18 protein-coding genes are annotated in these 19,897 nt (G+C 56.3%); 5 read left to right on the forward strand and 13 right to left on the reverse strand.

Annotation, left to right across the window (positions count from 1 at the left end; translation table 11 throughout):
• Positions 1 to 112: 112 nt before the first annotated feature.
• Both HMPREF1207_RS08650 and HMPREF1207_RS08655 read right to left on the reverse strand, forming a co-directional pair.
• Positions 113 to 781, reverse strand: coding sequence for a response regulator transcription factor (locus tag HMPREF1207_RS08650; protein WP_016423593.1), 669 nt, complete (start codon positions 779 to 781; stop codon positions 113 to 115).
• Positions 774 to 4,313 (reverse strand): PAS domain-containing sensor histidine kinase, encoded by a 3,540-nt coding sequence (locus HMPREF1207_RS08655; protein WP_009675097.1) that lies wholly within the window; start codon positions 4,311 to 4,313, stop codon positions 774 to 776. The genes HMPREF1207_RS08650 and HMPREF1207_RS08655 overlap by 8 nt, the downstream gene beginning before the upstream one ends.
• 320 nt (positions 4,314 to 4,633) lie before the next feature.
• Between HMPREF1207_RS08655 and HMPREF1207_RS08660 the strand changes: the two genes are divergently transcribed.
• Both HMPREF1207_RS08660 and HMPREF1207_RS08665 read left to right on the forward strand, forming a co-directional pair.
• Positions 4,634 to 5,278, forward strand: a complete 645-nt coding sequence (locus HMPREF1207_RS08660; RefSeq protein WP_231392069.1) for a futalosine hydrolase — start codon at positions 4,634 to 4,636, stop codon at positions 5,276 to 5,278.
• Positions 5,275 to 6,105 (forward strand): 1,4-dihydroxy-6-naphthoate synthase, encoded by an 831-nt coding sequence (locus HMPREF1207_RS08665; RefSeq protein ID WP_009675079.1) that lies wholly within the window; start codon positions 5,275 to 5,277, stop codon positions 6,103 to 6,105. The genes HMPREF1207_RS08660 and HMPREF1207_RS08665 overlap by 4 nt, the downstream gene beginning before the upstream one ends.
• Positions 6,106 to 6,471: 366 nt before the next feature.
• Here the strand turns inward: HMPREF1207_RS08665 and HMPREF1207_RS08670 are convergent, their stop codons facing one another.
• On the reverse strand, positions 6,472 to 7,590 hold the full coding sequence (locus HMPREF1207_RS08670) for an NADH-dependent flavin oxidoreductase (RefSeq protein WP_009675138.1): 1,119 nt from the start codon (positions 7,588 to 7,590) through the stop codon (positions 6,472 to 6,474).
• 421 nt (positions 7,591 to 8,011) lie between these two features.
• Between HMPREF1207_RS08670 and HMPREF1207_RS08675 the strand changes: the two genes are divergently transcribed.
• Positions 8,012 to 8,734 (forward strand): DsbA family oxidoreductase, encoded by a 723-nt coding sequence (locus tag HMPREF1207_RS08675; protein WP_009675106.1) that lies wholly within the window; start codon positions 8,012 to 8,014, stop codon positions 8,732 to 8,734.
• 363 nt (positions 8,735 to 9,097) lie between these two features.
• Here the strand turns inward: HMPREF1207_RS08675 and speD are convergent, their stop codons facing one another.
• The 5 genes from speD to rbsK form a co-directional block, all read right to left on the reverse strand.
• Entirely contained in the window at positions 9,098 to 9,940 is an 843-nt protein-coding gene (gene speD / locus HMPREF1207_RS08680) for an adenosylmethionine decarboxylase (protein WP_170318687.1), read from the reverse strand.
• Between the two features lie 162 nt (positions 9,941 to 10,102).
• Positions 10,103 to 11,161: a site-2 protease family protein gene (locus HMPREF1207_RS08685; protein WP_009675070.1), complete on the reverse strand. Its 1,059-nt coding sequence runs from the start codon at positions 11,159 to 11,161 to the stop codon at positions 10,103 to 10,105.
• A 158-nt stretch (positions 11,162 to 11,319) separates the two neighbouring features.
• Complete coding sequence (locus HMPREF1207_RS08690) at positions 11,320 to 11,898, reverse strand: GNAT family N-acetyltransferase (protein WP_009675095.1); 579 nt, start codon at positions 11,896 to 11,898, stop codon at positions 11,320 to 11,322.
• Positions 11,899 to 11,924: 26 nt separating this feature from the next.
• Entirely contained in the window at positions 11,925 to 12,842 is a 918-nt protein-coding gene (locus HMPREF1207_RS08695) for an AraC family transcriptional regulator (RefSeq protein ID WP_009675137.1), read from the reverse strand.
• Between the two features lie 218 nt (positions 12,843 to 13,060).
• Positions 13,061 to 14,029, reverse strand: coding sequence for a ribokinase (gene rbsK, locus HMPREF1207_RS08700; RefSeq protein WP_009675086.1), 969 nt, complete (start codon positions 14,027 to 14,029; stop codon positions 13,061 to 13,063).
• A gap of 199 nt (positions 14,030 to 14,228) precedes the next feature.
• Between rbsK and HMPREF1207_RS08705 the strand changes: the two genes are divergently transcribed.
• Positions 14,229 to 14,786: a DJ-1/PfpI family protein gene (locus HMPREF1207_RS08705; RefSeq protein WP_009675125.1), complete on the forward strand. Its 558-nt coding sequence runs from the start codon at positions 14,229 to 14,231 to the stop codon at positions 14,784 to 14,786.
• Positions 14,787 to 14,907: 121 nt separating this feature from the next.
• Here the strand turns inward: HMPREF1207_RS08705 and opuFB are convergent, their stop codons facing one another.
• From opuFB to HMPREF1207_RS08725, 4 genes are all read right to left on the reverse strand, one after another.
• Positions 14,908 to 16,428, reverse strand: a complete 1,521-nt coding sequence (opuFB, locus tag HMPREF1207_RS08710; protein WP_009675082.1) for an osmoprotectant update ABC transporter permease/substrate-binding subunit OpuFB — start codon at positions 16,426 to 16,428, stop codon at positions 14,908 to 14,910.
• Entirely contained in the window at positions 16,425 to 17,387 is a 963-nt protein-coding gene (locus tag HMPREF1207_RS08715; RefSeq protein WP_009675103.1) for an ABC transporter ATP-binding protein, read from the reverse strand. The genes opuFB and HMPREF1207_RS08715 overlap by 4 nt, the downstream gene beginning before the upstream one ends.
• Positions 17,388 to 17,717: 330 nt before the next feature.
• A complete protein-coding gene (locus HMPREF1207_RS08720) occupies positions 17,718 to 18,194 on the reverse strand; it encodes a DUF523 domain-containing protein (RefSeq protein WP_009675127.1) in 477 nt (158 codons plus the stop codon).
• Positions 18,195 to 18,391: 197 nt separating this feature from the next.
• Positions 18,392 to 18,577 carry an ATP-binding protein gene (locus HMPREF1207_RS08725; RefSeq protein WP_009675075.1) on the reverse strand — a complete coding sequence of 62 codons (186 nt, stop codon included), beginning with the start codon at positions 18,575 to 18,577 and terminating at the stop codon, positions 18,392 to 18,394.
• Between HMPREF1207_RS08725 and HMPREF1207_RS08730 the strand changes: the two genes are divergently transcribed.
• The gene (locus HMPREF1207_RS08730; protein ID WP_009675118.1) at positions 18,576 to 18,773 is read left to right on the forward strand and encodes a hypothetical protein; all 198 of its coding nucleotides are present in this window, start codon (positions 18,576 to 18,578) and stop codon (positions 18,771 to 18,773) included. The genes HMPREF1207_RS08725 and HMPREF1207_RS08730 overlap by 2 nt on opposite strands.
• A 45-nt stretch (positions 18,774 to 18,818) precedes the next feature.
• Here the strand turns inward: HMPREF1207_RS08730 and HMPREF1207_RS08735 are convergent, their stop codons facing one another.
• The gene (locus HMPREF1207_RS08735; RefSeq protein ID WP_009675104.1) at positions 18,819 to 19,772 is read right to left on the reverse strand and encodes a helix-turn-helix transcriptional regulator; all 954 of its coding nucleotides are present in this window, start codon (positions 19,770 to 19,772) and stop codon (positions 18,819 to 18,821) included.
• Positions 19,773 to 19,897: the final 125 nt, after the last annotated feature.

A 19,897-nucleotide genomic window follows, 5' to 3' on the forward strand; every position in this document is an offset into this window, starting at 1 on the left:
AAATATTGCGGAAACTTGTAAATCCCTGTCGGATTAATGGTAATAAATAGACAAAAAAACCGTAACACGGCTGTGTACGGTCGGGTTTATGTCGAACTTGATAAATTTTTTATCAGGCCATTTTCGGAAAATCCTCATCGGACAGCAGACCCAGCTGCTTCGCTTTCATGGCCGCTTCGATCCGTGATTTCACGTTAAGCTTGTGAAACAGGTTCGTCAAGCAGTACTCCAGCGAACGCTGGCTCATCAGGACGGATGCGGCGATTTCCTTGTTGCTTCTTCCTCTCGCGATCTCTTTCAAGATCTCGTATTCCTTGGAGTTGACCGCCTGCGTTTCCGGATTGCCGCTTGCCGTTTCCGCAAACTGGCTGCCCGTCGCCCGCCTGAGCTGTTTCACGAGAGACAAAGGCAGCACGGCTTCGCCCCTGAGAGCGCAGCGCACAGCCGTTACGAGCTGTTCCTTATTTGCCGTTTTGAGGACAAATCCGGCGATTCCGGCTTCAATCATCAGATTAAAATGATTGTTGAATTCAAAGCCGGTGTAGATCAGGATGACGGCGTCCGGAATAAGGTTGAGAATTTGTTTGGCCAGATCGATCCCGTTCATCGTAGGCATGTGCAGATCGATCAGCATCACATCAAAATGCTGGGCAACCGCCAGCTCCATCGCTTCTTTGGCCGTATGAGCCAAGGAGACTTTCATATTGGTATCCTGCTCCAGCAGCATTTTCGTCCCCTCCATGACGGAAGGGTGGTCGTCGACCAATAAGATCTCAATCATCGTTATCCCTAACACTCCAATTTCTGATTTCGAATTTCTGATTCTGTTTCACCGGTACGTTAATGAAAACGGCGAGCCCATTGTTCGGGGAGGAGTAAAACTCAACGTCGCCATCCATACTGCGAACTCTTTCTTTAATGCCGTAAACTCCCATACTGTTAAAGGACTCCACCATTCCACTAACATCCATACCGATTCCGTTATCCTCATAACTCAAATGAATCCGGTCGGAGTGAGCCGACAACTTGAATTGAACTTTTACTGCGTTAGAATGTTTCGTCGCGTTGGCCAAAAGCTCCTGTACAATTCGATACAACCCGATCAACAAATCGTCGTCGTGCAGAGAGCCGTGAAAGCCCGTGTAGTCAAAAGCAATGGAATAGTCGCTCCGCAGCTGCGTAAATTCGAACAGGGCCTCCAGAGAAGCCACCAGACCCTCTTCCTTGAGCATCGGCGGCCTCAGTTCGTTGCACGTGATACGGATCTGGTAAATAACGTCGAGCAGCCCCTGCGTAATTTGAGCCAGCTTCTCGCGCAGACCCGGCGGAACCCCATCGTCCGACGAGATCTCGTCCAGCTTGCGGTACCAGATGATCTGCTCCTGCAAAGCCCCGTCGTGCAGATCCTGGGAAAGACGCTTGCTTTCATTCTCGGATAAAGTGAATAGAAGCCGGATCAGCCAGGAAGGCGTCTTTTGGCGGGTCGCCAGCTCGCGGAGCTCTTGCGTCAGATCTTCGATGACTCTGAAATTGTCGTACAGGACGCTCGCGTAGCGGGCAATCGTTTTGATCCACACCCTTTTGGATTGCAATACGAGAGAAGGGGACTTTTCCCCGATGCACAGCAGGTAGCTTTTTCCTTTAATTTCCCCGATGCGGATCAGATGTCCGTCGAGCGTGTCGATAATTTCGCAGACGGGCAGCGGGTCGGAACAGCCCTCGACAATCTCCTCCCAGACGTGCTGAGGAATGTCCGAGCTGCCGTTTTTGACCGTAATCTTGTTCAGCTTGTCCACCTCAACAAGACTGACCTTCTCCGTGCGGATCATTTCCCGCACTTCCTGAATAAGCCTCCGGTCCAGCTCCTGCACGTTCATAAGCCCGAATAAATCGCTTGAGAAGCGGTCCAGGCTCGTCTGCAGCATATAATAGCGGTCCTTGCTCTCGCGGACAATCTGCTCCGCATAGTCCCGGTCCTTCTCCGCCTTCTTCTGCTCGCTTATATCCCGGATGACGGTCATGGCGACATCCATGCCGATGTACGGAATGGGAATGGATACGACTTCGGCGTCGATGATCTGCCCGTCCAGCCGGATGATCTTGTGCTCGGCGATGCGGGTGGCTTCCTTGTTCTCGTAAACCGCGTTCAGCCGGGCCCGCACCTTGTCCTTGTAGTTCGGGTGGACGGTGTCGTAAATCGAGCGGCCGATCAAGCTGCAGGACGTTCCCGCTCCGAACAGATCCAGGCCGGCAGGATTGACGTAGTCAAATTTGTGGTCCCGGGTCAGAATCGTCGGTATCGGCGACAGTTCCACCAGGTGGCGGCTCAGCCTCTCGCTCTCCAGCAGGGCGGTTTCCGCCTGTTTGCGCGTCGTAATATCCTCGAAGAAAACGAGGAATGCCTCCGACCGGGCGTCGTAGATGGCGGTCGCGAGCATATCCACCACATTGCCGTCGCGCCGGGTAATGGCCAGATCGATAGGGGCGCTGGTCCCGCTTTCCCGGATGGCATGTTCCTCTTCGAAGAGCGTACCCGGCTGAAGCCAGTCCTGCGGCGCCGTGCCTATGATCTCCTCCGGGCATCCCGCACCCAGTACCCGGACCGCAGCGGGATTCACATAGATGACCTGCCCGTCTTTATAGAGCGCGATCGAAACCGGGGACAGCTCCACAAGACTGCGGTAGCGTTCTTCGCTGTCCCTGAGCGCCTGCTCCATCTGCTTGCGCACCGTAATATCCGTATGCACGTGAAGGGAGGAAAACGACAGTCCGTCGTAGATGCCCGTCACTTCCACGTCGATGACGCTCCCGTCGGAACGGACCATTTTGTATTCCAGCGGCGGAGCATACTCCTCCTGCGCCATCGCATTCGCGCGGCCTCGGGCCTGTTCCACATAATCCGGATGCATGAATTCGTAGATGCTCCGGCCGATGAAATCGCAGGGCAGCGCGGCTCCGAACAGCTCCAGTCCTGCGGGATTCGCATAAATAAACCGCTCGTCGCGGATCATCGTCAAGGGCTGGGGCAGCAGCTCGATCAGATGCCTGTACCGTTCTTCGTTCTCCATCAGCTCGCGCTCGATGAGCACTCTCTCCGTGATGTTCCGGGATACGATGATGATGCTTTCCACTTTCCCGCCGGCTCCCTGGACAGGGCTCGCCACACAGTCGAAATGCAGCTCTGAGCCGTTCGCGTGAATAAGCCGGCAGCGCGCCGTCCAGACGCAAGCCGATTCCGGCATTTCTTCCAGCTTAAGCCGGACAAGCTTCTCGTCTTCGGGATGCAGGATATCGTACAGCGACAAATCCGCCGCGGCCGCCCCGTCCAAACCGAGCCTGGCTTTATAAGAAGGAGACGTGTAGCGGAACTTTCCGTCCGTACCGACTACGGCCACAAGATCCGTCATGTTTTCCGCGATCAGACGGTACATGGCCTCGCTCTCTTTTAACGACTGCTCCGTCCGTTTATTCGGAGTGATGTCCCGGCACAGGACAAAAACTCCCGTAACCGCGTCGTTTACATACACGGGCACCATTTTTATATCCCAGTGGTACATGCGGCCTTCTTTATGGTGAGAGATCATTTCAAACGTCTGGGTCGTCCCCTGCACCACCTGCTCGAAATACACCGACAACCGCTTCAGGCTGTCCACGCCGAACAATTCGATAAGCGACATCGGGCTCGTGATATTGTGCCCGTTCCCCGTAATTTCCAGGGCGGCCGAATTGATATCCAGAACCTTCCCGTGCAGATCCAGCTCCACGATCACATCCGAATGATGTTCGAATAGAGAACGGTAGCGCTGCTCGCTTCTCAGCAGAGCTTCCTCCGCCGATTTGCGGGCCGTAATATCCAGCACCACACCGTCCAGACGGACAAACCGGCCGCCCGTTTCATCCAGTGTCGGAATCATCCGCACCTGTACCCACCGGATATCGCCGCAGGCGTGAACGATCCGGTATTCGCTGAAATCGGAAATCCCCTGTTTGACGTTATCACAAGCTACCCTGTACCGCTGAAAATCGTCCGGATGGATAATTCTTTCCCATGCTTGCTGGGTAGCGAAATATTCAGCCCGATAGCCGGTAATTTTGAACAGAGCTTCCGATGTGAAAGGAACGCGCTGGGACGAGTAATCGTACGACCAGGTGCCGACATCCACGGTATGCATGATTTTCAACAGCAGGCCGTACTTTTTGACAAGCACTTCATGATGTTTCCGTTTTTCCAGATTTCTTTTGTAAAGGATAAGAATGATTTGGACGGTCAGAAGAAGGATGCATACAACAGCGCCGATGATAAATTCATTCAAGATGTGTGTCTCCTTTATGCGTTGAAGAGTAAGCTAGGGGATGATGTGCGGCAGATGCGGTTGCCATGGAACAAGAAAGGCGCAAATTGGATTCAAACAGCTATTAGTTCGGAAAAAGCACGTTCCAGTCCTTCCCGATCCGTGCGTAAATGCGGATAAATTTGGTAATGAAGAAAATTTGTTTAGCGCTAAAGTTTTTATACCGCGAAGCATTGGTTTATAATATAGCTTATCCGGATCAGCATTTAAAGGAGATCTTGCAAATGAGCCCTGATTTTTATTCTCCCTCTTCCCGGCCCCCAGCCGGCGGAACGCCTGCCATGAGGCGTGTCTTGATTATGACCCCGGTCGAAGCCGAACGGGACGCCGTACTTCGCGGTCTGGCCGGAGCGCCCGGCTTCCGCGTGGAGCTCGCGGGCGTCGGACCCGTGGCCGCGGCTATCTCCACCACGACGGCGCTCGCCGCCGCCGAGTACGACCTCGTTGTAGCCGCCGGAATCGCCGGCGGCTTCGAGGGCCGGGCCGCGGTCGGCTCGCTCGTCGTGGCAAGCGAGATTCTCGCGGCCGATCTGGGCGCCGAGACGCCCGGGGGTTTCCTCAGCCTGGACGAGCTCGGCTTCGGCTCGGCCCGCGTGCCCGTCGACGCGGCGCTTGCCGGCCGCGTCGCCGAGGCTCTGGCGGCCGCCGGGCTGCCTGTAAGCACAGGTCCTGTGCTTACGGTCTCGACCGTGACCGGCACGGCGGAGCATACCCTGGAGCTTGCCGGGCGGGTGCCGGGCGCCGCCGCCGAGGGCATGGAAGGCTTCGGCGCGGCAAGCGCCGCCCTCGCCCGCGGCATCCCGTGCCTGGAGCTCCGTTCGGTCTCCAACGCGGTGGGGCCGCGCAACAAAGCGGCATGGCGAATTCCCGAAGCGCTCGCCATGCTGGAGAAAGCCAGTTCAGTCTTACCGGAGGTGCTGTTATGAAAATCGCGTTTTCCCCGTGTCCGAACGACACGTTCGTCTTTCACGCCTGGGTGCACGGGCTCGTCCCGGGCGCACCCGAACTCGATGTCCTGTATGCCGACATCGATGTTACCAACAGTCTGGCCGCCAGGCCCGGCGGACCGGAAGTGATGAAAATCTCTTACGCGGCCCTGCCCTGGGTCCTCTCGGACTACGCCCTGCTCCCTTGCGGCGGCGCTCTCGGCAGAGGCTGCGGGCCGCTCGTGCTGTCCCGGGACTCCGCCGATCCGGCGTCCCTCTCCGGCAAGCGCGTGGCCGTCCCGAGCGAACGCTCGACCGCGTACCTGCTGTTCCGGCTGTGGGCCGCCCAGCAGGTTCCGGGCGGCGTCGGCGAGATCGTCGTGATGCCTTTCCACGAGATCATGCCGGCCGTGCGGGACGGGAAGATCGACGCGGGCCTCGTCATTCACGAGGCGCGCTTCACTTACCCGTCCTACGGTCTCAGCCTGCTGGCCGATCTCGGCAGCTGGTGGGAGTCCGACACGGGACTCCCGATTCCGCTCGGCGCCATCATCGCGAAGCGGTCGATGGATCTGGAGGCGTTGGCGGGATGGGTCCGCTCTTCCGTGGAGTACGCGTGGGCCCATCCGGAAGCGTCTCAGGCTTACGTGCTCCAGCATGCGCAGGAAATGTCTCCCGAGGTCGCCAAGGCGCATATCGACCTGTATGTGAATTCGTTCACGGCGGATCTCGGCGAAGACGGCTATGGAGCGATCGAAGCTCTGCTCGGTAGGGCCGCGCAGGAAGGGCTGGTGCCTAAGTTCGATCTGAAGATGCTTCGCGGGTAGCGGGTTCCTGGCGTTAGTGCTGCGGCTGTTGTGTAGCGCTATGTAGGGATGTGTAGGTGTGTCTACTGCAAGGGTCGTAGCGCCCTCGTTAAGAGCCTGATCCCGGCAGCCTTGAGCTGCAACCGCGGGCACAGGAAGAACCCGGGAATAGGCGTGCGCCAACAGGCAGGTTCCTTTTATAAGCAGCCGGAATTCCGGCTGCTTTTCTTCGTTTACGGAATCGCCGGAATCCGGCGGTCGTTCATTTTATTGTTTTACCGCCTTGTAAAAGCATAAAAAAGAAGAAGCCCGCGTATAGCATGGCTTCTTCTTTTTTATGTCTATGTTTTCCGCTCGTGCCAGCCGCATCTCAGCCGGCTCTGTCGCTTATACCACAGGGAACCAACCCGGTGTATTTAGGATCGCGTTCCACAGAGGATCGGGAATGACCAGACGCTCCTGATCGTCTTTGGTCAGCGTCGTCTTGATCTCCGACTCGCGTCCGTCCGCGACTTTGCCGACCCAGTCCGGTTCCACGATCAGCTCGCGGCCCAGAGCGACCAGAGGCACGCCGGACTCCAAAGCTTTCAAAGCGTCGTCCGCCGTACGGATAGAGCCTACGCCCATCACGGGCGTTCTGCCGCCGACGGTTTCGAGGATGATCTCGATCCGCGGACGGTTATCGTCCAGCGTTCTCGGAGCCGACCAGAAATCCATCAGGGACACGTGGATATAATCCAGACCCTTGTCGGCCAGCGTATTTACGAGCTGAATGGAATCGTCCATGGAGATTCCGGGAGTCTCGGGTTCTTCCGGCGAGAAGCGATAGCCTACGGCGAACGGCTGTTTCGCATGCTCCGCCGCGACACGCTGCACTTCATCCACAACGGCAAGCGGGAAAGTCATCCGCTTGTTCACGTCTCCGCCCCAGCGGTCCTCACGGCGGTTGGAATGAGGAGAGAAGAACTGCTGAATGAGATAGCCGTTCGCTCCGTGAATTTCCACGCCGTCGTAGCCCGCTTCGATGGCGCGGCGGGTCGCTTCGCCGAAGTCGCGGATAATGCCTTCGATTTCGGCATCCGTCAGCGCTCTGGGCACGACGCTGCCTTCCTTCTCTTCCGCAACGGCGCTTGCGCTTACGATTTCGCCATTCGGCACCAGCTCCGGCGGACAGCTCCGGCCGCCGTGGAAAATTTGCAGGATGGCTTTGGCGCCCTGCCCCTTGATTGCCGAAGCGAGACGGGCCAGACTCGGGATCATCTCGTCGCGGTCTCCGGCGAACTCGCCGGGAAACCCTTTGCCGTTAGGCGTTACGTACGTGCAAGCCGTAATGACGAGACCCGCTCCATTGGATCTGCGCTCATAGTAGGCGATCTCCGCATCCGAAACGGTTCCGTCCTCGTGGGACGAAAAATTTGTCATCGGAGCCAGCACGATACGATTATCCAGCTCCACGCCGCTGGAGAGAGAGAAACTTTCGAATAAAGGGTTGAATTTACTGTTCATCTGGTTTTTCCTCCTCTATATCCAAACAAATTTTACAGGGTTAGCGTTCTCTATTTCTTTTGAACATATATTCATCCGAAGGTTAATCGGAAAACCAAGGAATGGTTAGTTCCGGTCACGACTGTTATTCTATTAGTAACAGTTATCGTTGTCAAGAGGCCTCTTTCCGCTTATTTTTGCAGCCGTACCTTTTTTCGGTCTATTCCGCCTGTTTCTCTGGGATTTAGCAGAAAAAGTGAACCTTATTTTTCCCTTCACGGATTTTTTATAGCCTGCTTGGCTTTGCTGCTTTTCATCCCTATTTTCGCCCCTCTTGCTTTCCGGACAAACTGTAACTATAATGATTACAAGATATTCAAAACCAACTCCCTGTTTGCTTCGTGCAAACGGTCCGAGATAGAAATTTGGAGGTTTTCCTACTATGAAAATTGAAATCTGGTCCGATTTTGCGTGTCCGTTCTGTTATATCGGCAAACGCCGGTTCGAGCAGGCGCTTGAACAATTTTCCCGCAAGAGCGAGCTTGAAGTGGTGTACCGCAGTTTCGAGTTGGACCCTAACTCTCCCCGGGACATCAGCCACGGCGTCCATGTGATGCTTTCCCAGAAATACGGGATGAGCGTCGAGCAGGCCAAAACGATGAATGCCAATGTGGTTGCGCAGGCGGAATCCGTCGGGCTCACCTACCGCATGGACACAATCGTCCTGACGAACACGTTCGACGCGCACCGTCTGGCTCATTTCGCGAACGCCCACGGCAAAATGCACGAGATGACCGAACGGCTGCTGAAAGCCTACTTCACGGATTCCCTTCATCTCGGTGATCATGCCGTACTGGCTTCCCTCGCGGAGGAAGTGGGACTCGACAAGGCCGCGGCCGAGCAAATGCTGGCGGGCGACCTGTATGCAAGCGAAGTGCGCGCCGACGAGCAGGAAGGCGCCGAGCTGGGCATAACCGGCGTTCCGTTCTTCGTGATCGACCGCAAATACGGCATTTCGGGCGCTCAGCCCGTTGAAGTTTTCGTGCAGGCTCTGGAGAAAGCGTACGCCGAATCCAAGCCTCTCACGATTTTGGGCGACGAAGGCGGCGCGGCTGACGGAGCCTGTGCCGACGGCGTGTGTACGCCTCCCGCGCGGGATAAGTAACCTTCTCCCGCTTCTCAACGAAAGGCCGTCCGGCAATGGACGGCCTTTGTGGCGTTCCGCGGCCGGTGTTCAGCGGCCGGCGCTGCGCTGCCGCTTCCGGTATGACCCTGGATGCGTGCCGGCGGACACAGCGGGAAGAACACCCGTCTGCGGTTAATTGACCGCCTTCATGCGAAGCAAAAAAACGCGAGCTCTGCGCGCGGGCAACAACCTCACGGCAAAGACACGGAACGTCCGGTGTCCCGTGTCTGCTTTTCATCCCCTCGTATCCTGCTTTTCTCATCCCGTCTGTTTTCCCCTGTCCTGCTTTTTCATCTCGTCCGCTGCCCCGTGCCCCGCTTTTCTCGCTTCATGCGTCAGACTTCACTCGCCCCCGCCTTCTTCATCCTCAAGCGTCGCGGAATAAATATTTTTGCCGTAGAAGATTTCGTCCATCTCCAGCGTCAGGCTTTCCGTTATTTCCTCCTGCTCCTCGGCAGTCAGCTTGTCCTTCGTGTAGCCGAACAAATAGTTGTTCAGATCGAATTCACGCAGTTTACATTTCGTGTGGAAAATATTTTCCTGGTATACGTTCACGTCGATCATATGATACTTATCCTTGATGGACTGCGGAATATAGTTCTGGATGGAGCTGATTTCGTGGTCGATAAACAATTTATGGCCGTTAATGTCCCGCGTAAAGCCGCGGACCCGGTAATCCATCGTAAAGATATCCGTGTCGAACGAATGGATCATATAGTTCAGCGCCTTTAGCGGAGAAATTTCGCCGCAAGTGGAGACGTCGATATCCGCACGGAACGTGGAAATACCTTCATCAGGGTGATACTCGGGATACGTATGGACCGTGATGTGGCTTTTATCGAGATGAGCCACAACGGCTTCCGGCAGGGGCCCCGGGGATTCCTCGAACGATTCCGTGGGTGCGGTATCGACCGGTCCTTCCGATACGAGCATCGTAACGCTGGAGCCCTGCGGCTCGTAATCCTGCTTGGCGATATTCAGGACGTGGGCGCCGATGATGTCGGACACGGTATTTAAAATTTTGGTCAGCCTCTCCGCGTTGTACTGCTCGTCGATATATTCGAGATACGCCTGCCGCTCTTCCCGGGTACGGGTGTAACAAATATCGTACATATTAAAACTCAATGACTTTGTAAGGTTATTAAAGCCATGGAGGGTGATCCGCTGCTCGGGTGTCAGTGCCATCATTGATTTCCCCCTATCCTCATTCAGGTTAAAAAAAGACTCTTTTTATTTTTACCCACTCTGCCCAATAAAAAACATGTCGAAAAAAGGGAGGAGCCGCCCCTCCGCAACTACAAAAAGACCGCCCTTGCGGGCAGCCTTTGTCACGAGCTTTATCCGGTCTTACTTAAATCCGGGAAGTCCGCGTTCCTTCAACCATTTTTCTTCGTAATAATCAAACACGTTGTTCTGCACAAGCGCTTTGCGCTGTGCCGCATACTCACGGCCAAGCTCCACGGATCGTTTGAGGACGGTTTCGACTTTAAGCCGGGTGATCGGCTCCGTAACCCCATGCTCCTGGACAAACGCGTACAAGGATTCCGCTTCATCCTGCCTGCCCGCCAGACTCCAGCCCATCGCTTCCTCGCATAAAATATGGGAAATGATCATTTTGTTGTGTCTATTCCCGGACTCATCGCGGAGATCATCCATCAGAAACGGCATGAAATCAATGGCGTTGATCCGTTCTCTGCCGATCACCTGGCTGAAATATTTCGAATAATACAGCACAAACAGATCCGTAAATTTTTCCGTGATTCCCTTCTTGTTGCCGATATATTTATCGAACAGATACGTTTCCGACTTCAGCAGCAGAAATTTAAGGCTCTCTTCCTTAACATTCGGAATGGTAAATAAAATATTCCAGTAATAATAAAGCGATTCGTACGGATCGGAAATCGTCTTGGCAAGCCTGCCGTCCGAGAAGATCAGCGTACCCAGTCCCATCGCCAGCGATAAAATACCGAACAGCGTTACGACCAGATGGTCGAAGCTGTTCTTAAGCAGCGTCAAGGCCAGAATACCCGTTACGAGGCTCATAACAGGCCCGAGAATGAAAATTACCGACTGCTTCTTGTTGTTCCGCTCATAAGAAGCTTCATCCCTGAAATCGGCCACATCCACCAGCACATTGCCGACATAATAAAAGTTCTTCCACGAAAAAATGATCTTTTTCTGCGGAATGGACAGAGTACAGGGCCCCAGACTGAATTTGATTACTTTTCTGCCCGTAATAAACGCCCCCAGAACATGACCCAGTTCGTGCACAAAAAGGGCGGCTCCGCCCGCGGCCACGAAAGACAAGAGGAAAACGACGATATTCAGAGCCATGCCGGGGCTCGCAACGGCAATTGCCGCAAGAACAACTAAACAGCCGATCAAAAACTTTACTTTTCCCTTCATTTCTCTCTCCTTTGAAGACCGGCAGACTTTGCGCCGAACGCTCCCTGCCGTTTTGTTAAAAAGTTGTGTCAGGTTTATTTTACCTCATAAAATAAAAAGTTAAAAACACAAAGAGGCACATCCGCTTGAACGAATGTGCCTGACATGCCGGATACCCTCTATTTAACCGGTGCCGCGTCGTAGTCTTCTTTTAAAATCGCGTAGATTTCCAGATCGACAATTCCTTTGCCCGACCATAATGCGGCCTGCCGAAGCGTTCCTTCTTTGCGGAAGCCGTTCTTGATCAGCACCTTCTTGGAAGCATCGTTCGCCGGCATCACCTCGGCCTGAATCCGGTTTACCTCCGCTTCCGTAAACAGATAGGCGGTCAGCAGCCGGACGGCTTCGGTAGCGATTCCCATGCCCCAACAATCTTCGGCCAGGAAATAGCCGATCGTCACCCTATCGACTTTCTGGTTGAAATCGAAAGCTTCCGCGATTCCCGTCAGCCTGCCGTCCTCTTTCCGGAAAATCCCCCATTTGATTCTCGATTTTTTGCCGAAATCTCTCTCGAAATGGCCGATCATCGAACGGACCGTCTCTTTGTTATGCTTGGGGATAATGCCGCAGTGCCGGAATACTTCCTCGTTGTCGTATATGCCGAACACCTCGTCGAGGTTGTCTTCTCCGATTTTTGTCAGCACCAGCCTGGAGGTTTCCAGAACAGGAAGCTGCGCAAATACAGCTTGAATGTTCATACCACACCTTCTCACAGCGGAATAAGTTAATCTTTGAGCCGGACGGGAATATACAGATCCACCTTCGCTTTGCCTTCCGGGTCCCGGAGCGGGTCGTTCATACAGAACTCCAGGCCGTACCTGTCGTCCGCTTCGTATCCGCTTCCCGGCAGCCAGTTACCGTACAAGTTTGCGTAAGCGAGCGCAAGCTTGTCCACGGTATCGTAAAAAGCGTACCGGCCGTACAGCCCGCCCTTCAGCTTTTTGAAGCTCACCTCGGTGTGGCCTTCCCGCTCGAAATCGGGCGGCAGCGTGACGCAGGCATCGTAGCGGCAGGCAAATTCGTCCACGAGAGACGGGTCGTCCAGCGAAATCCCGATGAATTGCTGGCGCTCCGGGGTGAGTCCGTTCCGGCCGGCCCAGCTTCCGAGCTTCTCCCAGGCCCGCCCCGTCTCCAGGTAGCTTCCCGTATGCCGAACGAAGGCTACTTCCAAATCCGGCAGTTCTTTCAGCGTGACATTCATGCTCCAAATCCTCCTCAGAAAGTGATTTCCGTTACCGGCACTTTCATCATACTCGCTGGTGGAGGAGGGTTCTTCCCGCTTCTTGCGGTCTCCTAACGAAAAATTGCGGTCTTGAAGTTCTCTGCGAAGTTCACTCGGAGATTTCCCGTGCTGCCTTTTGAACACGCCGTTAAAAGTCGATAAAGACTCAAACCCGCAGGAATGCGCGATATCCAGCACCGTCCTGTCGGTATCCTTCAGAAGCCGGACGGCGTTCTCCAGACGGTTGCGGGTCACGTAAGCGGCCGGAGTTACGCCTGTCACGGCGGCAAAAATGCGGGAGAAATGGTATTTGGAAAAGTTCGATACGCCCGCCAGCGTGTCCAGATCGAGTTTGCGCGAGCTGTTTTCCTCGATGTAGGCGATCACTTTGCCGATGCGGTCGGCATATTCGTGCTTCATGGTATGCTTCGTCCTTTCGGGCGGAATCTTGGCACGGCCGGTTCGGACCGTGCAGTCTCGGCGCGGGGTCGGCCGGAGCCAACAAGTCGGGCCGGGACCGCCAAAGTGCCTAGAGAGCGTCTTACAGCGCTGCGGTCAGGAAGAGCCGCTCGCCAAGATGCGCTGTCCGGCAGGCCAGGCTTTACGGCACAGCGAGTGCCGAGGCGGGCCTCCTCGCGTCAGGCCGGGTCGTCCCGGAACGGCGCCTCGAACGCCTCGACTTCGTCTCTCGCCGGAAGCGAGGTCTGCGCGCCGAACCGCGTCACCGTCAGCGCCCCGACCTTCGAGGCGAACCGGACCGCTTCCTCCAGCGGCGCCCCTTCGCTCCACCGGACAGCCAGTCCCGCGTTGAAGGAATCGCCCGCAGCGGTCGTATCGGCGGCATCCACCCGGTAAGCCGGATCCGCTCCCTGCTTCCCGTCCAGGTCGTAGAGCACGCCCTTTCCGCCGCAGGTTACGACGACGCCCGCTCCGCCCGTCCTCTCTTTAAGCTGCCTTATGCTCTCAGAGACGGTTCTACCGTCCTGCGCAGAGGCATCCGGAGAGGCATCCGCAGCGCCGCCCGTCAGAATAAGCGCCTCCGTCTCGTTAGGCGTGATCAGATCGATCTGCCTCAGCAGAGAGAGCGGAAGCTCCGCAGCGGGCGCCGGATCAAGAATGACTTTCACGCCATGACGATGCGCGATTTCCACTGCTCTGCGGACGGATTCCAGAGGAATCTCCAGCTGGACGAGCAGAACGTCCGCACCGCGGATCGCTTCCTCGGCCTGCGATACCCGCTCCGGGGTCAGGGCGGCATTGGCTCCGGGCACGACGACGATGCTGTTGTCCCCGCCGCCCTGCACCTGGATCAGCGCGACGCCGGACGAAGTCTCTTCCGCCGTGGCAACGAAGGCGGTGTCGATGCCTTCCCCGCGCAGGCCTTCGAGCATCTGCGCGCCGAAGGTGTCGCCGCCTACGCAGCCAATCATGGACACCTGCGCGCCCAGTCTCGCTGCAGCGACCGCCTGATTGGCGCCTTTTCCGCCGGGGATCATGCGGAACTGCCGTCCCATTACCGTCTCACCGGGAACCGGCAGACGTTCAGCCGTAACGACCAGATCCATATTGATGCTTCCCGCGACCGCAATTTTGGCCGGTCTGTTCATGTTAAAGCTCCCCTTTCGTACACCGCCTGTATTAGATACAGTGTATCACGCCTGCCGGGAGGATTGCTTGACGGCATCCTTACGTGTTTTGCCGCCGATCCTGCAAGAACCGAAGTCTTCCCTCTTTACAGATAGTTGCCCCCGATGCAAAATATGGATATAGGTGATCCAAGCCTAAAATCCTTGTAGGAGTGATCGAATGTCCAAGAAGATCCTGATCATTGCAGGCGATGCAGTCGAGGCTTTAGAGGTGTATTACCCGTACTACCGCGTGCTGGAAGAGGGCTATGAAGCGGTTCTCGCGTCTCCCCAGCAGAAAGTGCTTAAAACCGTCATCCACGACTTCGAGGGCTGGGACACCTACACGGAGAAGCCCGGTTACCTGCTCGAATCCCACATTTCATTCGATGAGGTCAATCCGGCCGAGTTCGACGCTCTGATCATCCCCGGCGGCCGTGCGCCCGAATATATCCGGCTCGATCCGAACATTCCCCGCATCGTGGGCCACTTCTTCGAAGAAGGCAAGCCGGTCGGGGCTATCTGTCATGCCGCTCTCGTACTTGCGGCTCTAAAAAACAACAAATATTTCGAGGGTCGCACCCTGACCGCCTACACAGCCTGCCGGTTCGATGTGGAGAGCCTCGGGGCGAACTACACGGAAGAAACGCTGCACGTGGACGGAAACCTCGTCTCCGGGCATGCCTGGCCGGATCTGCCTGGTTTTATGCGCGAATTTCTGAAGCTCGTGAAAAGCTGACCGGACTTATTAACATCCTTGATAGTTCATGCAAAAAGACCTGCCGGAGCAAATGCTCCGGCAGGTCTTTTACGCACACCCAAACGTCCATAAGACGGCGAAAAATTTAAAAATCCTCGGCCTATTTCCCCAGCAGCCCCGCCTGCATCAAATAATCCTTCGCGGTCTGTTCCGCCGACGCTCCCTGAACGTTCACCTTGTAGTTCATTTCGCGCATCTCGTCGTCGCTGATCTTCCCGCCCAGCTTGTTCAGAACTCCGCGCAGCTCCGGATGCTCTTCCAGTGTCTTCGTTCGCAGCACGGGCGCGCCCTGATACGGCGGGAACAAATGCTTGTCGTCCTCCAGCATCGTCAGATTATACTGCTTCAGTTCACTGTCGGTGGAGTACGCGTCCACTAGATTGATATCGCCGGACTGCACGGCTTGATAGCGGATTTTCGGCTCCATCTTTTTGACGTCCGCGAACTGGAGACCGTACAGCTTCTGAATGCCCCGATACCCGTCTTCGCGGTCGGAAAATTCCAGCGTAAAGCCGGGCTTAATCGTCTGCCGCTCGTTTTGCAGATCGGAAATGGTCTTCAGCCCGCGCTCTTCCGCAAGCTGTGCGGGCACCGCCAGCGCATAGGTGTTGTTGTACGCCATCGGCGTCAGCATTTCCATACCGAATTTACTCAGCATGCCGGCTTTCGCCTGTTCGTACACCTGCTTGCTGTCGGTGCTGACCGGTGTTTCCTTCAAAAACTCGGAAATGGCGGTTCCCGTAAACTCCGGGTAAATGTCGATTTCGCCAGCCTTCAGCGCGTTGAAAACAAACGACGTTTTCCCTAAGCCCGGCTTAAGCTCGACCTTCAAATCCGTATCCTGCTCGATGAGCTGCTTGTACATCTGGATGAGAATCTCCGGCTCGGAGCCGAGCTTGCCCGCGATCACGAGATTCTTGTCCTTCCCACCCGTGAAGTACGGGACCAGCAGCAGAAGGAGCACGACCAGGACGGCCGCCCCGGCTGCCGGCACGAAGCGCCGGAACGACATGCGCTCGAACGCCCTCAGCAGCAGATCGAACAAGATGGCCAGAAGCGCCGCCGGAACCGCGCCCAGAATGATGAGCGCCGAATCGTTCCGGTCGATGCCGAGCAGGATGAGATCGCCGAGACCGCCCGCTCCGATGAGGGCGGCCAGTGTCGCCGTGCTGATGATGAGCACGGTGGCCGTGCGGATGCCGGCCAGAATGACGGGAAGCGCGAGCGGCAGCTCCACTTTGAACAGACGCCTGCGGCTGTTCATCCCCATCGCTCTGGACGCTTCGATGAGCGAGGCGTCCACCTCTTTGATCCCCGTATACGTGTTGCGGAGAATGGGAAGCAGCGCGTAGATGACGAGCGCGATTACCGCCGGCACCCGTCCGATTCCGAACAGCGGAATGAGCATGCCGAGCAGCGCCAGCGACGGAATCGTCTGCAGGACGGCCGCGATGCCGATAATTCCTTCCGCTCCGCGGGTTTTCCGGGTGAGGTAAATGCCGAGCGGAACCGAAATAAGGACGGCGAAAAACAAGGCGATGACGGACAGCACGATATGGTCCGCCACGGCGCCGAGAAGCTGGGACTGCCTCTCGCGGAAAACCTCGGCCAGCGTATTCATGTCCGCGCCCCCTCCTTCAGCCGCCCGGCCATGAACTTCAGCAGCGCCTGCCGCGAGACGGAGCCCACGATCACGCCGGCCTTCTCGACGGCGAGCACCTCTTCGTCGGCAAGCAGCTGCATGGCCGCTTCCAGCGGCACTTCCGCCTTGGCGATAGCCGCGGGACGGGTCGGGAAATCGGACGGGCCGATTTCCAGCAGCACATCTTCCAGCGTCAACCGGCTGCCGAAGAGCCCCTTCTGCCCGCCGACGAACTGTTCCACAAACGCGCTGGCGGGATTTTGTAAAAACCCCTGCGGGGTGTCCAGCTGGACGATCTCGCCTTCGTTCATGAGGCAGATCCGGTCACCCAGCTTCATCGCTTCCTGCATATCGTGGGTGACGAACACGATCGTCTTCTTGATCCGCTGCTGGAGCTCCAGCAGCTCGTTCTGCAGCTTCTCCCGGCTGAGCGGGTCCAGCGCGCTGAACGGTTCGTCCATCAGCACGATCTGCGGGTCCGCGGCCAGAGCGCGGACAACCCCTACCCGCTGCTGCTGTCCGCCGGAAAGCTCCTTCGGCTTGCGGGAGCGGTAAGTTTTAGGCTCGAGTCCCACCATATCGAGCAGCTCGTCCACGCGGGCGCGTATTTTCGCGCGATCCCATTTGCGCATTTCCGGCACGATGGCGATATTCTCTTCGATCGTCATATGCGGAAACAGCGCGATCTGCTGAAGCACATAGCCGATGTTCCAGCGAAGCTCGTGGATATCGTATTCGCTTACTTTGCGCCCGTTGATCCACAGCGTTCCCCCGGACAGCGGGATAAGCCGGTTGATCATTTTCAGCGTCGTCGTTTTCCCGCACCCGCTGGGCCCGATAAATACGAAAAATTCCCCTTCGTTAATTTCCAGATTCAGATCGTTTACGGCTACCGTATCGTCCGCGTAACGTTTAGAGACGTTCTCGAAACGGATCATAATTTTCTCCTCTGCGCCACTGACTTTTATTGGCCCCTGTGTACCTATCTCTCTTTATAATAGCCTTGCGGGCAAAAAATGAATCTGCGAAAAAAACCTTGCTAGGCATAGAGGCCCGTCAAGGTTTTGAGAAGAGGTTATCCGGCATGCAGGTAAGACTTCACGTCTTTGCCCGCGTAAGCTTTCCAAATGATCAGGTTGTAAGGGTAGATTCGTCCGGTCCTGCCTGATCCGCTCGAACATCCGGTACAAGCATCGCGCCGCTACAGTCAGTCAGGCACCTAAATGTGAGGCCGCCGCGGCCGGTGCCGCTTTTGCACTCTCCCTGTTTTAAACAGACACGTATTCCGACAGACCATGCTCCAGCAGCTCATCCTCCGAGATCACTTTGAAGCCTTCTTTGCGGAGCAATGCCGCCGTGACTCCCTCGCCGGAAATTTTGGTTCCGTTAAAAGCCCCGTTGTAAATGGCCCGGCTGCCGCAGGAAGGGCTGTTTTCTTTGAGCACGACTACGGTCGCGCCGACCTTGCAGGCAAGCTCCAGTGTTTTAAAAGCTCCGCTCGCGTAAAGCCCAGTTACATCGTTCCCGGACCGGTCGACCACCTTCGCTCCGCCGGCAAGCACGTCCTCGCCCGTACCTCCGGTAATTTCAGCCGGTTCGCGCGGAGTCGTGAATCCGCCCAGCAGCTCCGGACAGACCATCATGGCCTTGCCTTCGCCGACTAATTCGGAGATCATCTCCACCAGACTGTGTGTCGCGTTATACCGGCATTCCAGTCCGGCCAAGCAAGAACTGACAAGTATCATTCAGACTGACATCCTTTATCCGCAAAGTTTATAGACCGCTACGGAAAGTGTAGCACCGCCGGTTTCGTCTGACAACAATACGCACTCGCAAGTCTTCATGCGATTGACCGCGGTCGTGCCGCTTCCCGGGTAATGAGCCAGCTCATTCGAAACTAAAAAAAACGTCCGCCCCTTTACGCAAGAGAAACGGACGATTTCTACGCGGGAAGAAGAACAGTGAAGACCGTTCCCTTGCCGGGTTCGCTATGCACCCCGATGCTCCCTCCGTGCAGCAGAACGTTCTGCTCCGCGATGGCAAGACCGAGACCCGTGCCGCCGCTCGGGCGGGTCCGGGAATGGTCGGCGCGGTAGAACCGGTTAATCGTGTTCGGCATCACCTGCATGGGGCAGTGGCTTTCCGGGCTGTTCCGCACGGCGGACGAAATGAGGCTGGCCGCTTTGGGCGACGCCGAATTTCTCGGCACCGCCTACCGGCTGCTCGGAGGAGCGGTCGCCAACATCGCGGCGCTCGTGTTTATGACGGCGATTTCCTATTTCAAGCCGCTGGGTAAAATCCGTAAAACGGCGCGTAAAAGCTAAGCCGGCTGCGCTGCGCTGCCTACGGCTTACGGCGCGCGCCCGCCATCAGGCGGGACCGGGATACTGCACGCTGAGTTCCGCGATGAGCTCCCGGATGGCGGCTACGAGAGCCGCCGGCTGCTCCACACGCGCCTCCTTGCCGAAGCTCACAAAAAATCGGGCGGCCCAAGGGATGAAATCCGGCCGGATCATCCGGCTGATCGTTCCGGTCCCGTCCTCGTACACGGTCAACCCTTCGGCCATCCAGGTTTCCGTGCTGCACCGGCGGACGCCTTCCTTATCGAGCAAAACGTGTAAAGGAGAGGCCCCCTCTTCATCGGAGAGCGACAGATAGTCTTGGACGGTAAGCTTGTCATAGTTCCGCTTACCGCTCTGATCCTCCACTGGCTCGATGGCGGTAATCCGGTCTACGCGGAACACACGGATCGCGGATCGCTCGAAGCAGTAGGCCGGACAGTACCATAAGCCGTTCGTCGCATAGATGCCGATGGGCTGGATTTTTCTGGAGACGATATCCGTATTGGCGTCATACCGGATCCGGATGATCCGCTGCTCCACCGCCTGTTCCAGAAGCCCGGCCAGATGAGGCGCTTCCACATGCCGCTGCGGGGTCCAGAACGTGAAACGCGTCCGGAGTCCGTTAATCCGCTGCCGGGTTTCCTCCGGGAGATAGTGGGTAAACTTTTTCAGTGCGGAGAGCGATTCCGGCTGAAAAGGCAGGTCGGCATAATCGCGCAGCGACTGGTAAGCGAAAAACATCGCGACCGCTTCATTTTCCGAAAATAAAATGGGCGGCAGCGTTTTCTCCCTCAGCATCTGATATCCCCCGGCCGCTCCCGGCTCGGAATATAAGGGAAGACCGGCTTCGGTCAACTCCTGCAGGTCCCGGAGGATGGTCCTTTTGGAAACACCGAACTCCTGTGCCAGTTCGCCTGCCGTAAACCTCCGCTTCGTATTGAGCGTAATCATCAGTTCGATCTGTCTTCGGGATTTGGACAATGACCTGGGCTCCTTGCTTTTGATTTGGTTCCAGACAGCATCAAGAATTGCTTCTAGTATACCTCACAAACGTTGACAATCCTTGTCACCATTCCATGATAAGTTGATTACAGGTCGTTGAATCA

The sequence above is a fragment of the Paenibacillus sp. HGH0039 genome (assembly GCF_000411255.1).
Lineage (GTDB): Bacteria > Bacillota > Bacilli > Paenibacillales > NBRC-103111 > Paenibacillus_F.

Excerpts from the sequence above, each read along its gene's own strand:
- HMPREF1207_RS08650 (WP_016423593.1), bottom strand. The coding sequence starts at position 781 with ATGATTGAGATCTTATTGGTCGACGACCACCCTTCCGTCATGGAGGGG.
- HMPREF1207_RS08660 (WP_231392069.1), top strand. The coding sequence starts at position 4,634 with ATGAGGCGTGTCTTGATTATGACCCCGGTCGAAGCCGAACGGGACGCC.
- HMPREF1207_RS08665 (WP_009675079.1), top strand. The coding sequence starts at position 5,275 with ATGAAAATCGCGTTTTCCCCGTGTCCGAACGACACGTTCGTCTTTCAC.
- HMPREF1207_RS08670 (WP_009675138.1), bottom strand. The coding sequence starts at position 7,590 with ATGAACAGTAAATTCAACCCTTTATTCGAAAGTTTCTCTCTCTCCAGC.
- HMPREF1207_RS08675 (WP_009675106.1), top strand. The coding sequence starts at position 8,012 with ATGAAAATTGAAATCTGGTCCGATTTTGCGTGTCCGTTCTGTTATATC.
- speD (WP_170318687.1), bottom strand. The coding sequence starts at position 9,940 with ATGGCACTGACACCCGAGCAGCGGATCACCCTCCATGGCTTTAATAAC.
- HMPREF1207_RS08685 (WP_009675070.1), bottom strand. The coding sequence starts at position 11,161 with ATGAAGGGAAAAGTAAAGTTTTTGATCGGCTGTTTAGTTGTTCTTGCG.
- HMPREF1207_RS08690 (WP_009675095.1), bottom strand. The coding sequence starts at position 11,898 with ATGAACATTCAAGCTGTATTTGCGCAGCTTCCTGTTCTGGAAACCTCC.
- HMPREF1207_RS08695 (WP_009675137.1), bottom strand. The coding sequence starts at position 12,842 with ATGAAGCACGAATATGCCGACCGCATCGGCAAAGTGATCGCCTACATC.
- rbsK (WP_009675086.1), bottom strand. The coding sequence starts at position 14,029 with ATGAACAGACCGGCCAAAATTGCGGTCGCGGGAAGCATCAATATGGAT.
- HMPREF1207_RS08705 (WP_009675125.1), top strand. The coding sequence starts at position 14,229 with ATGTCCAAGAAGATCCTGATCATTGCAGGCGATGCAGTCGAGGCTTTA.
- opuFB (WP_009675082.1), bottom strand. The coding sequence starts at position 16,428 with ATGAATACGCTGGCCGAGGTTTTCCGCGAGAGGCAGTCCCAGCTTCTC.
- HMPREF1207_RS08715 (WP_009675103.1), bottom strand. The coding sequence starts at position 17,387 with ATGATCCGTTTCGAGAACGTCTCTAAACGTTACGCGGACGATACGGTA.
- HMPREF1207_RS08720 (WP_009675127.1), bottom strand. The coding sequence starts at position 18,194 with ATGATACTTGTCAGTTCTTGCTTGGCCGGACTGGAATGCCGGTATAAC.
- HMPREF1207_RS08730 (WP_009675118.1), top strand. The coding sequence starts at position 18,576 with ATGGGGCAGTGGCTTTCCGGGCTGTTCCGCACGGCGGACGAAATGAGG.
- HMPREF1207_RS08725 (WP_009675075.1), bottom strand. The coding sequence starts at position 18,577 with ATGCAGGTGATGCCGAACACGATTAACCGGTTCTACCGCGCCGACCAT.